This is a genomic window from Mycobacterium sp. (genome assembly GCF_049281135.1).
GTDB lineage: Bacteria > Actinomycetota > Actinomycetes > Mycobacteriales > Mycobacteriaceae > Mycobacterium.
Genome location: NZ_JBAPRN010000210.1, coordinates 1 through 12,048 on the forward strand (window position 1 = coordinate 1; position 12,048 = coordinate 12,048).

General features: G+C 62.1%; 11 protein-coding genes and 1 pseudogene. 6 read left to right on the top strand and 6 right to left on the bottom strand.

Annotated elements, in window-relative coordinates; translation table 11 throughout:
• Positions 1-697 (bottom strand): PGRS repeat-containing protein (locus WAN02_RS08720; RefSeq protein ID WP_422263756.1); only part of this gene is annotated, 697 nt, incomplete at its 3' end.
• Between the two features lie 220 nt (positions 698-917).
• On the opposite strand from WAN02_RS08720, the gene WAN02_RS08725 reads away from it, so the two are divergent.
• On the top strand, positions 918-1,535 hold the full coding sequence (locus tag WAN02_RS08725) for a TetR/AcrR family transcriptional regulator (RefSeq protein ID WP_422263757.1): 618 nt from the start codon (positions 918-920) through the stop codon (positions 1,533-1,535).
• 247 nt (positions 1,536-1,782) lie between these two features.
• Here WAN02_RS08725 and WAN02_RS08730 read toward each other — a convergent pair whose 3' ends face one another.
• Both WAN02_RS08730 and WAN02_RS08735 read right to left on the bottom strand, forming a co-directional pair.
• Positions 1,783-2,223 (bottom strand): cupin domain-containing protein, encoded by a 441-nt coding sequence (locus tag WAN02_RS08730; protein ID WP_422263758.1) that lies wholly within the window; start codon positions 2,221-2,223, stop codon positions 1,783-1,785.
• Positions 2,224-2,394: 171 nt separating this feature from the next.
• Entirely contained in the window at positions 2,395-3,612 is a 1,218-nt protein-coding gene (locus tag WAN02_RS08735) for an acyl-CoA dehydrogenase family protein (protein ID WP_422263759.1), read from the bottom strand.
• Between the two features lie 274 nt (positions 3,613-3,886).
• Between WAN02_RS08735 and WAN02_RS08740 the strand changes: the two genes are divergently transcribed.
• Positions 3,887-5,515, top strand: coding sequence for a GMC family oxidoreductase (locus tag WAN02_RS08740; RefSeq protein WP_422263760.1), 1,629 nt, complete (start codon positions 3,887-3,889; stop codon positions 5,513-5,515).
• 103 nt (positions 5,516-5,618) lie between these two features.
• Here WAN02_RS08740 and WAN02_RS08745 read toward each other — a convergent pair whose 3' ends face one another.
• Both WAN02_RS08745 and WAN02_RS08750 read right to left on the bottom strand, forming a co-directional pair.
• Positions 5,619-6,536 (bottom strand): alpha/beta hydrolase, encoded by a 918-nt coding sequence (locus WAN02_RS08745; protein ID WP_422263761.1) that lies wholly within the window; start codon positions 6,534-6,536, stop codon positions 5,619-5,621.
• Between the two features lie 148 nt (positions 6,537-6,684).
• Positions 6,685-7,538: pseudogene (locus WAN02_RS08750) on the bottom strand (alpha/beta fold hydrolase).
• 651 nt (positions 7,539-8,189) lie between these two features.
• Here WAN02_RS08750 and WAN02_RS08755 point away from each other — a divergent pair.
• Both WAN02_RS08755 and WAN02_RS08760 read left to right on the top strand, forming a co-directional pair.
• Positions 8,190-8,753 (top strand): helix-turn-helix transcriptional regulator, encoded by a 564-nt coding sequence (locus WAN02_RS08755; RefSeq protein WP_422263762.1) that lies wholly within the window; start codon positions 8,190-8,192, stop codon positions 8,751-8,753.
• Between the two features lie 104 nt (positions 8,754-8,857).
• Positions 8,858-9,649 carry an alpha/beta hydrolase gene (locus WAN02_RS08760; RefSeq protein ID WP_422263763.1) on the top strand — a complete coding sequence of 264 codons (792 nt, stop codon included), beginning with the start codon at positions 8,858-8,860 and terminating at the stop codon, positions 9,647-9,649.
• Between the two features lie 74 nt (positions 9,650-9,723).
• On the opposite strand, the gene mntR is transcribed toward WAN02_RS08760, so the two are convergent.
• Entirely contained in the window at positions 9,724-10,428 is a 705-nt protein-coding gene (gene mntR, locus WAN02_RS08765; protein ID WP_422263764.1) for a manganese-binding transcriptional regulator MntR, read from the bottom strand.
• Between the two features lie 79 nt (positions 10,429-10,507).
• Here mntR and WAN02_RS08770 point away from each other — a divergent pair, with 79 nt between their 5' ends.
• Positions 10,508-11,482 (top strand): bifunctional riboflavin kinase/FAD synthetase, encoded by a 975-nt coding sequence (locus tag WAN02_RS08770; protein ID WP_422263765.1) that lies wholly within the window; start codon positions 10,508-10,510, stop codon positions 11,480-11,482.
• A gap of 121 nt (positions 11,483-11,603) precedes the next feature.
• On the top strand, positions 11,604-11,873 hold the full coding sequence (gene rpsO / locus WAN02_RS08775; RefSeq protein ID WP_422263766.1) for a 30S ribosomal protein S15: 270 nt from the start codon (positions 11,604-11,606) through the stop codon (positions 11,871-11,873).
• Positions 11,874-12,048 lie beyond the last annotated feature (175 nt).

Genomic DNA, 12,048 nt, shown 5'->3' on the forward strand with positions numbered 1-12,048 from the left:
CGTCGCCGCCGTTGCCGCCGTCGCCGCCGATACCGAACAGCGAGCCCCCGTTGCCGCCGTCACCGCCGTTGCCACCAGCGCCGCCGTCGCCGCCGTTGCCGCCGATACCGAACAGCGAGCCGCCGTCACCGCCGGCCCCTCCAGCAGCTCCGGCACCACCGTCGCCGCCCTCACCGCCGTTGCCGAACAAGCCCTGAGCGCTGCCACCGTCACCGCCGTCGACGGTGGCGTTGCCACTCTCGTCATAGCCGTTACCGCCGTCGCCGAACAACAACCCACCATCACCGCCATCGGGATCTGTCGCCGTCCCGGCAGCACCATTACCGATCAGAAGTTGCCCGGATATCGTGTTGATGAAGTTGTCGACTTGCTCGCCGGACGGGCTGCTAATCCAGTCCTCGATGGCTGTGTGCATCGGGTCATACAGGAACTGCTGGAAGAGCCCTTCGGGAGTGAGTGTCTCTGGACTGGGCGCGTTGGCGAGTTCAGCCAGCGGATTAGTGGTGCTAACTGCGGCTAGAGCGTGGTCGAACTGTTGACCGCTTAGCTCGAGGGCGGCCTGAATTGCTGCAGGACTAGTGTCGCCGACGACGTCGCCGGCATTGGCCGCCGCAGAACTCGCGTTAACGAGAAGGTCGCTGATCAAGTCACCAAGACCGAAATCGTCGGCGTGGGCACTGGTGCACGGCGAAGTCATCCCGAGCGCCCAAAGGGCCCCGACAGCCGAACCCGCACCGACGACACGGGCGCGGCGTCGTGTTTTGAGCTTGGCACTGCGAGTGCGGTGAGGTTCCCTGCTGTCGCGATGACCGGCCATCGATGGTTCTCCCTGACTCGTGATACCTCGAAATCAAACAGTCGACATTACGTTATAGAGCAACACGTAATTAAACAAGAATTGCGTGTAGTTTTTGTGAATGGACTCCGAGCGGCAACCGCCCGGCCGCCCACGTGACCCGCAGAAGGATCGCGACGTGCTGGCCGCCACCCGGCAGTTGCTGGTTGAAGTCGGCTATCAGGACACCACCATCACCGCGGTGGCCCGCCGCGCCGGCGTCGGCGCCCCGACTATCTATCGCCGCTGGCGGAGGCGGGAGGCGCTGATCGAGGACGCCGCATTCGGTCATACGCAGCCGGCGCCGCTGCCGGTGTCGACCGGGGATCTGCGCGCCGATCTGAGGGGCTGGGTGGCGGACTTCCTGGCCCAGTTGGCCGACCCGGTGACCCGAGCGGCGATCCCGGGGTTGCTGCTGGCCTACCAGCGCGAGGAGGGGCTCTACGAACGGCTGGTGGCGCGCAGCGAAGCCGATGTGCGCCAGCAGTTCACCAAACTGCTGGCCGCCCATGGCGCCGAGAACCGCGCCGACGCAGTGTTCGACTACTTGGTCGCGACGGCCGTGCTCCGGGCGCTGACTGTCGGTCAGTACGACGCGTCGGCCTTCTGTGATCGGACGGCGGATGCCTTGACCGCGCTGGCGCATTCATCATGGCGCCCCGAAGACGCGGACCAGCGCGCAAGCTCGGCCACCAACTAGCTCAGAATGCTGACAACGTCGGATCCGTAGGCCTCGGGATCAGAGGCCCCGACCAGAAGAGGTATGAAGGCTTTAATCCGATGGAGCGGGTGACCCAACCCAGTAGGCGCCACCGATTTGCACTCGCCGCCGCGCAACAATCAGTTACGGCGGGGTCCGAATAACCAGTGCAGCAGAGCGCCCAGGCTAACGATCGAGGGATGCCGGCGAATTCACCCGGGCCACGACCGGTAGCCGGCCGGGAACGTCAAACATCCCGACATCTGGTCGGTGGGGTAGCCGCATCCGCGAGTGGTGTGCCAGCAGGGACGATATATATGACCTCGAGCACGACCCGAGTTGTCCCGAAATTGCGGCCGTCGTGCACATTGTTGGCGCCGCTGAACTCGAGGAACGAGTCGCCAGGTTTGTACACGGCATCGACCGTGCAGTCCTTAAGGTAGTGGTGCAAGGTGCCTTCTTTGACAACCGCGAATACCGTGCCTTGGTGCCAATGCCACCCGATGGCAGCGCCGGGCTCGATTGTGGACTCACGAATGATGAAGTCCCTGCCCTCGTAAGACGATTGAGATAGCACGTTGTAATGCACCTTGGTAGGTGGCGTATCCGGGAAACTCGCGAGGGGATAGCCCAACCACACCGCGAAGATGAGCAGGACCGATACGAACGTGAATTGCCTCAGAATCAAAACTTGCTCCAATACAAATGTCGAGCCGGATTGGTTGTGCTCCGTCGTGCGCTCGCAGATACCTATCTCGTGACATATCAATGACTTTGCCAACGAGCGGTCGCGGTATCTGTGCGAGCCGTCCGCCGTGGGCGCCGACTCGCCGGTTCAGAGAGAACAGCGCGACAGAGATTAGACGACGCTGCTGATCCGCTCTGCGATCCCCAGCAGCGCCTTGCCATAGATCTCGTAACCCACGATCGGCTGAAGAGCTGCGTGACGCGCCGCAGTGTTGGCATCGCGCCAATACTGTTGAAGGCGGCTGGATTCTGCAAAGCTGCTAGCGCCGTGGACGTTTGTCAATGTTGATATGGCGTCGATTACTTGCTGAGCCAGATAACCGAGGCGCGCCCGCATCTCCGTTCGCCGGGCGTAAGTTACCAGATGCCCCTTCTTTGCTGCCTCGTCCAACGCATCGACGATGTCATAGGCATGCAACTCCGCCGTGCGCAATCCCACAGCTGCTTGGGCGACTTGTATTTGCACGCCGGCGGAGTCGCTCTGACGGGCAAAAGACGTACCGTGCAGCGGCCTCTTCGGCGCCTTCTCCAGCACGAGCTTCAAGGCCGCGCTGCCCAGCCCCAGCAGCGGCCCAATCAGCCCCAGCGTCGTGACCGTCGCAAACGGTGGTCCAAACGATGATCTATCCGCAGTTCCCGGCCGTGCCTCGACGGCGATTGCGCTCATCGGGACGATCCGCCGGTCGGGGACGAAGACGTTTTGGGCCACCACGGTGTCACTGCCGGTCGCACGCATCCCGACCGTGTACCAGCTCTTTTCCAGTAGCAGCTGTTCCATGGGAACGGCGCATAGTTTCGCATTGATTGCTTGTTCGGGCCCGTCGGTGACCGTGGCTCCCACGAATGCCCAGTCGGCGTGGTGGGCACCTGACATGTAGGGCCACCGGCCACTGATCAGGAGCCCTCCCTCCACCTGGCGGGCCGTCCCGGGTGTAATCGTGGAAGCCAGCCGGACGTCAGGACTGGGTCCAAAGATCTCCTCCTGCACCTGTATTGAGCCTATTTGGCTTACCGCCCATGCCGTGGTGGCACCGACGGCAACCACCCAGGACGCCGACCCATCGGTCTCGCCCAGCGTCTGAGTCACTTTCAGCATCGTGCGCAAGTCGCAGGCGTAGCCGCCGAATCGTGCCGGTGTAAGAAGCCGGAATAGCCCCGCATCAGTAAGTGCGTCGCTCACAGATTCCGGCAATCGCCGCTGTAATTCACCCTCGGCGCAATGGTCAGTTAATAGCGGCCGCAGCGCACAAGCGCGAGCGACCAACTCTCGACACGACGGACGCCGCTGTTGATGCTCGACTGCTGGCTCGCTACTCGTGCGATAACTCAATGTTTTCCCCTTCTACCGAATCTTATTGTTTGCCTGGTCAATTCCTTCTCCCGCTGTAATGGGTTTAACGGTATCCGGGCCGTGGAGACTCTAGTCACAATCTCGCGCAGTCTTCTTCCGCATTTGCGCATGAAACGTTCACTTGCGACAGCTCTGAAGCTGAACATGGTTCGCTCGCAATGGAGGACATCGAACTGTTGTCGTTGCGGCGGCTGCCACCGGCCGAGGAGGCGCCAACCTATCGCGACGAAATCACGCCTGGAAAGGAAAACACATGACACCACAAAGAATTTCACATGCCGCAGAGCGGGACTTCGCGCGACGGGTGCGCGACAACCAGGCGCGCCTGAAGTCGGTTCTACGGGAGGCCTACGATTTCGTCGTATGCGGTGCCGGGACTGCCGGCTCGGTGGTAGCCCGCAGACTCGCCGAAAACCCCGATGTGAGCGTGCTCCTGCTGGAGGCCGGCGGGGACGACGATGTGCCGTCCGTCACGAACCCTCTGGTGTGGCCGGAGAATCTGGGCACAGAACTTGATTGGGGATTTCTCAGCGAGCCCAATCCTCAGCTCGGCGGCCGGCGGCTGCAAATGTCGATGGGGAAAGTACTTGGCGGCGGGTCCAGTATCAACGCAATGGCTTGGTCGCGCGGGCACGCCAGCGACTGGGACCTGTTCGCCGCCGAGGCTGATGACCAATCCTGGAGTTACGGTTCGATTCTCGACATCTATCGACGTATTGAGGATTGGGCCGGCACACCCGATCCGAAATACCGTGGCGTGGGGGGCGAAGTTTTTCTGCAACCTCCCCAAGATCCACACCCGGTCGCAGTTGCACTGCACAAATCCGCACGCTCTCTGGGTATCCCGGTGTATGAGCATCCCAACGGCCGCTTGATGGAAAACGGTATAGGTGTCGCATTCGGCGACTTTCGGATCCGCGATGGACGCCGCCTGTCGATGTTTCGCTCCTACACCTATCCCTACATGGATCGCCCAAACCTGACTGTGCTCACCAGAGCCGTAGTACACCGGCTGACCTTCGACGATCGGCGGGTAGTCGGTGTCGAAGTGAAATATGGCGGGAGGGTTCGCCGTATTGCCGCCGCAGCCGAGGTGATCGTCTCCCTTGGCGCAATCAATACCCCGAAACTGCTGATGCTCTCGGGACTAGGTGACGCGCAGGATCTACGCGCGGTCGGGATCCCAGTCGTACAACAGCTGCGCGGAGTTGGTCAAAACCTGCAGGATCACACCGCTTTCGACTGTGTGTGGGAGTATTGCGACGATCCACTGCCGCCCCGTAACAACGGGTCAGAGGCCGTGATCTTCGACCAGTTCGACGCGACGAGTGTGGGACCCGACATGTTCGTATGGCAGGCTCAGATGCCGCTGTCGACCCCGGAAAACATTGCCGAGTACGGTTTGCCCGAGTATGGATGGACGCTGTTTTCTGCAATCGCTCACCCGAAAAGCCGTGGACGGGTGACGATTTCCGGATCGGCTCCAGAAGATCCTGTACTCGTGCAGACCAACGCGTTATCCCACCCTGAAGACCTGGTCGCGGCTCGCCGCTGCGTTGCCCTGTGCCGCGAAATCGGCAATGCCGCGCCGCTAAGCCAATTCGTCCGACGTGAGGTCATGCCCGGCGACCTATCCGGCGCCGAGCTCGACGAGTTCATCCGTTGCGCCACTCGAACGTTCTGGCACCAGAGCGGAACGGCAAAAATGGGTCGAGGCGAGAATGCGGTAGTCGATAGCCATTTACGTGTCTACGGCGTCGAGAATTTGCGGATCGCTGACGGCTCGATCATGCCGCGGATCACCACAGCGAATACCATGGCACCCTGCGTCATCATCGGCGAAAAAGCCGCCGGCATGATCAAAACCACGCACCACATATGAAGCGATCCGAGGCTCCTCAGTGGCGGCGCGGAATCCGCTGATTCCCAGTTTGATTCGGTGAAACGTCTAGAGACGTGTCGTTGAAACGCCAGGAAAGGGGCCGTCACGCCCGGTACTGCAAGTGAGCTTTGACGGCGGAGATGATTTCGGTGACTGCCGCGGCGCAGCCGCCGCCGAGAGCATCCAGCAGAACGAACGGATGCACCATTGATCCAAATCGGCGTAAGTCGACGATATTCCCGGCGGCTTCGAGTGCAGCGGCGTAGGACTCGCCCTCGTCGCGCAGTGGATCAAAGCCAGCTGTCACGACAATCGCCGGCGGCAATCCGGTGAAGTTGCTGCTCAGCAACGGCGGGATTCTCGGGTCGGTGACGTTCATATCGCTGTTTGCCAGGTAGTAACGCACAAGCAGGTCGATGTCTTTTCGGGTGAGCAAGAACCCATCTGCGAACAATTTTCGCGATGCAGTATCGCCTCGCATGTCGGTGTTGGCACACAGCAGCAGTTGTAGCGCCGGCCGTGTGCCATCGTCGCGAGCCTGATGCGCTATCACCGCGGCGAGGTTTGCACCGGCACTGTCACCGCCCACGCACACTCTGCTCGGGTCGGCACCCAACTCGTCGGCGTGGGTCACCGCCCACTGATATGCGGCATAGGCATCATCCAGCCCAGCCGGAGCGGGATGCTCCGGAGCGAGCCGGTAATCGACCGAGAGCACCTGGATCCCAGCACCGCGGCATATCAACCGGCACAATCGATCATGAGTATCCAGATCGCCGAAGACCCAGCCGCCCCCGTGATAAAACACCATCAGCGGAGTGCGGCCAACCTGCTGGGGTAGGTAATGCCGAACTGAAATTTCACCGTCCGTCCCGGGTATGGCGAGATCGGCGACCTGGTTCACCGCTATCGGGTTGTAGTTCAGCTGCGATAAGGTCCTGCGCATGTTTTCTCGCATGATCGACGGCACGTCACCGTCGGTCAGGCCTTGCACACCCGTCAACTTCCAGGCCGAAAGCATGATTTGGAGCGAGGCGTCGAGTCTGTTCCCGTCAATGGTGATTGCCCGTCGGCCGATGACCTGCCGCTTCAGTTGATCTGGCAGTAGCGGCAGCGCCCTCGAGCCGAGGTTGCTGGCCGCGTTGTTGACAGCCGCCAGAGGGCTGCCGCTAAAAGCTGACCTGTGGGGCACGTCGACCCTTTCGCACATCACGACTTCTGTCAGTCGTCCGTTCAGCGGTGAAATGTCTAAGCAGATGGTGTGCAACAAGATCCGGCCGCTCCAACGCGACCGAGTGACCGGCACCTTCAATCGTTACCTCCGTGCCGCCAGTCGCGAACGCTATGGTCCCGCCTGAAATCGGCTGCGGGTATGTGTGGTCTTCACTGCCGGCGACCGCCAATACCGGAACCTGGGAGTCAGCCAATTCGTCGATGATGCCTGGCCGGTGGATCACGCAGTAGGCGCTATCGCCGATCGACCGTGGGAGCCGCTGCATGAACTTGCGCCAGGGTTCACAGATCTTGGGGCGCATCGCCAAGGTCGTGTCGCCGAACATCTGATGCATCAGCACCTCGATGATGACCTCAGATCCCTTGGCCCCAAAGACATCAAGCAGCGCCTGGTATTCATCGGCGCGCGCTTCGGCCTCGGCGGAGGAGCCCAGCGCACACGCTGTGAGCAGTAGATCGGGTCTGCGCGCGGCCAGGCGCAACGCCACGAAACCGCCAAGTGAGTTTCCGACGAAATGACACGGTGCACATGGAGTCGCTCAATGAGTGCGACGGCGTCCTCGGTGAGGGTGTCCATGTCGAGATAATCGCGCGCGGCGGGTGCGCTACGTCCTTGGTTGCGGTGGTCGTAGGCAATCACATGAAAACCGTGGCCGGAGAAGAAATCAGCCAGATCGTCAAACATGGTGTGATCAAGGAAAAGTGAGTGGCTAAAAACAACTGGTATCCCGGATGCGGGGCCCGATTCCGTATAGGCAAGAGTTGCACCGTTGACCGCGACAACTGACATTGGCTGGCTCCGTAGAGATCAAGTTAGATGTGGAATACTTGGTTCGGAGGTTATATGGCGGACGGATCGTTGATCTATTTGATCTGCGCATTCGATCTTTCAAATTGCGCATTCCTCGCGCCAAAGTGAGCTGAATTACATCTGGCTTGACACCAATGTAGTTAGGTGCCACCTTGGGGAAATGGACGTTGATCCAGATGACATGTCTAAGAGAGTGGTCGGCACAAGAAGTCGGCCGAGCGAGGCCTCGCCACCAGAAACGGCAGACGCTTACATCATCCAGTGCAGCGATACGCGCAGTGCACCAGAGGACGCTATCGGGTACTGGATCGACCACACCCGAACCAACCACGGCTCGTTGCACTTCCGCGGGTTCGCGGACAAGTCGGCCTTCCGAACCAGCTGGTGGATTGTTGGTCAGACGGGGTGCACTACTCGAGGACCGACGCTGACGTCCGCGCCGACGGCCACGACGGCAGCGTTCTCATCGTTCCCCGACGGGGTGTCCTCGACGTCGAACAGGGCGGAGACCAGATACGCCTGCAGCCTGGCTACGGTGTCATAGTCACCAAGTCACGTGCTGCTCAACTGCGGCATGACTCCTGGGCGCGGGGCTGGACGTTCGACACGGTAGATACACGCTGGCGCAGCGTGTCTGAGCAGCGGGCCGTTGTGGTAGACCTTCGACACGGGCTCGGCTCGATCGTGCGCACCATGATCTGGGCCCTGAGCAACCAATATCAAAGCCTCGACGGCTACGAGTTCGCGCGGTCGTGTGCGGCCATCAGTGACTTGTTGATTGCTTGCGCGCCGGATCGCGGCGGTCTCCCCGACACTCTCCACTCGGTCGAGCGCGCGGTGCGGGAATACGTCGCGCTGCACGCGTGCGAGCCTGAGCTCACACCGAGCACCGTCGCGCGCTCCCTGGGATGGTCGGTTCGTCAGGTACAACTGGCGCTGCAGCGAGCCGGAGCAACAACGAGCGACCTGATCCGATCAACCCGCCTCGCGAACGCCGCGGATATGCTTCGAAACGCCCTGCCCGGCACAACAATAACTAGCATTGCCGCCGCCAGCGGCTTCAGTTCGATCACCACGTTTGAGGTCGCATTCAAGAAGCAGTTCGGCATTACCCCGCGCGAAGCGCGCTCACTACGGCAATATGCCGGCAATCTCACGACGGCGCCGGCTTTACCTCAATTACCCGACGAATGACTGCCTTTTCGGCACCTGACTGGCTAACCGTCAACCTCGGTCACAAGACCAATCCACGCTGATGTCGGAACGCTCGTAGTAACCAACTGAGATGGGAGTGGTTCGTGTTGGAAGTCATCGCCAAGGGCCAGACTACTGACCTACATCCGCATCCGATGCTGTTCGTGCATGGCGCATTTCAGGACAGCCGGAGCTGGGATGAGCACTTTCTCGACTTTTATGCCGAGCAAGGATTCCTTACTGTGGCGCTGAGCTTGCGCGGGCATGGTGCCAGTCCTGCGAGCAAATCGCTACGGCGGTGCTCGATTTCAGACTACGTCGACGATGTCGTATCCGTCGCCAAGACAATGACGCCACGTCCCGTCATGGTGGGCCACTCCATGGGAGGGTTCGTTGTGCAGAAATACCTCGAAAGTAACGACGCACCGGCGGCGGTGCTTCTTGCCTCTACACCGCCCCGCGGGCAGATGGGGAGTCTGCTGCGGTCATTCCGCCAACACCCTTGGCGATCATCCAAATTCGCGTTTACTGGCCGTCCTGCCGACTTGTACGGAGGCACAACAGCGGGCGCCCGCGACCTGTTCTTTGGCGACCCGGCACCCGACCGTCTTATCAACTCGATCACCGAGCGGCTTCAACCAGAAAGCACGCGCGCACTTTTGGTCGACATGGGAGTGCCGGCGGTGGCGAGGAAGTCGCGTACTACTGCGCCGATCTTCGTGCTCGGCGCGGAGCAGGATGCAATTTATCCCTACCGTGACGTGCGCGCCACAGCCAGGTTTTACGGCACCGAAGCAAAGTTCATCCCAGACATAGGGCATGCCATGACCGTCGAACCGCGATGGTTCGTGGTCGCCGAGTGCATCCTGTCGTGGCTGGCTCACAACGAGCTCTGAACCGCTTGGCCCAATCCGGTGAGCGCTCCTGGGCAATGCGCTCAGCGGTGGATCAGTCGCACACTACCGAGTCACTAGCCTGCCACCATCCAAATCGCTTGGGCCGCAGGACTTCCCAAGTCGACCGTGGTGGGCCCGCCGTCGGCGGATTCCACCGCGACGGAGATCATGCCGGCGAATTCGCGGCGGGTAAGCACCCGGAGCCGCGAGTCGAGGTTGATGCCGATGCTGTCGAAGTAGCGCAGCATCTCGGGGTCTTTGTCGGATATCCGCGCTACGACGCCGGCCTCACCATCGGCGCACGACCACAGCTGGCGAGCGGGTGGGGTCGGTACCTGGCCGTCGGAGCCGGGAATCGGGTCGCCGTGCGGATCGCGCTGGGGGAAGCCCAGCTTGGCGTCGATGCGTGCCACCAGCCGGTCGGACACCGCGTGCTCGAGCACCTCGGCCTCGTCGTGCACCTCGTCCCAGCTGTAGCCGAGCTCCTTCACCAGGAACGCCTCCAGCAGCCGGTGGCGCCGGACCATGGCCAGCGCCGCTCGACGGCCCGATTCGGTCAAGGTGACCGCGCCGTATTTCTCGTGGTCGACGAGGCCCTGCTCCGCGAGTTTGCGGATGGATTCCGAGGCAGTGCTGGCCGACACCCCGAGCTTCTCGGCCAGCATCTTGGTGCTGACTTTGTCCAACGACCATTCCTGGGCGTTCCAGATGACCTTGAGGTAATCCTGGGCAACCGCACTCAGCCCGGCAGGCTCCTCGGCAGGTAGGTCAGGGGGCACAACGGAAGTTTAAGCAATCCTCATCTGATCTGCGGCTCTCGCACGACCGGTCGCTACCTTGCCCCGTAGGCTGGCAGTTGTGCAACGGTGGCGGGGGCAGGACGAGATACCCACGGACTGGGGCCGATGCGTGCTCACCATCGGGGTGTTCGACGGTCTACACCGCGGGCACGCGGAGCTGATCTCGCACGCGGTCAAGTCAGGCCGTGCCCGTGGAGTGCCCACGGTGTTGATGACCTTCGACCCGCACCCGATGGAAGTGGTCCACCCAGGCAGCCACCCCGCGCAGCTGACCACACTGACCCGGCGTGCCGAGCTTGCCGAGGAGTTCGGCATCGATGTCTTTCTGGTCATGCCCTTCACGGCCAATTTCATGAAGCTCACCCCGGAGCGCTACGTCCACGAGTTGCTGGTCGAGGACCTCCATGTGGTGGAAGTCGTGGTGGGGGAGAACTTCACCTTCGGCAAGAAGGCGGCCGGCACGGTCGAGACGCTGCGCAGTACCGGCGCGCGACTCGGGTTCGCGGTGGAGGCGATGTCGCTGGTCTCCGAGCATCACAACACCGAGACGGTGACGTTCTCGTCGACCTACATCCGGTCCTGCGTGGACGCCGGTGATGTGGTGGCCGCCGCCGAAGCGTTGGGCCGTCCACACCGGGTTGAAGGCGTGGTGGTGCGCGGCGATGGCCGGGGGACCGAGATGGGCTTCCCGACCGCCAACGTGGCTCCACCCATGTATTCGGCCATCCCCGCCGACGGCGTCTACGCCGCCTGGTTCACCGTGCTGGGCCACGGACCGGTAACCGGAACGGTCGTGCCGGGTGAGCGTTACCAGGCGGCGGTTTCGGTGGGCACCAATCCGACGTTCTCCGGACGCACCCGCACGGTCGAGGCGTTCGTTCTCGACACCGCCGCTGACTTGTACGGCCAGCACGTCGCGCTGGACTTCGTCGCCCGCATCCGCGGCCAGGAGAAGTTCGGGTCGGTGGGCGACCTCGTCGACGCGATGGGCACCGACACCGAGCGTGCCCGCAGGCTACTTTCTGCTGGCTGACCTGGGGATTCCGGCCGGACCCGCGCCCGCTGCTAGACTCCTCGGCGACACGGCGCGTGCTGCAGTTCGCGGCGGCCGCACCTTAGATCCATGATCGCGGACCTATTGATGGAGATATTTCGTGGCGCTTAACGCCGAGCAGAAAAAAGAAATCCTGGGCTCGTACGGCCTGCACGCAACCGACACCGGATCCCCCGAGGCCCAGGTCGCGTTGCTGACCAAGCGGATCGCTGACCTGACCGAGCACCTCAAGCTGCACAAGCACGACCACCACTCGCGGCGCGGGCTGCTGCTGCTGGTCGGACGCCGGCGCCGTCTGCTCAAATATGTCGCCCAGGTCGACGTGGAGCGTTACCGCTCGCTGATCGAGCGCCTCGGCCTGCGCCGCTGAGCGCAGCCCGCGCCGAGACTGACATGGTCGCGAATTCGAGCGGCATGTCTTCGCAACTGGTTAAGTGTCGCGATGTCGACCGGGCCCCCATCGCCGTCGGGCGTGCTGGGAATCGCCAGGTCGGCGTGTAGAGTCAAGGTCGTTCTGGGCCCATCGGCCCGAGCGAGGTACGGCG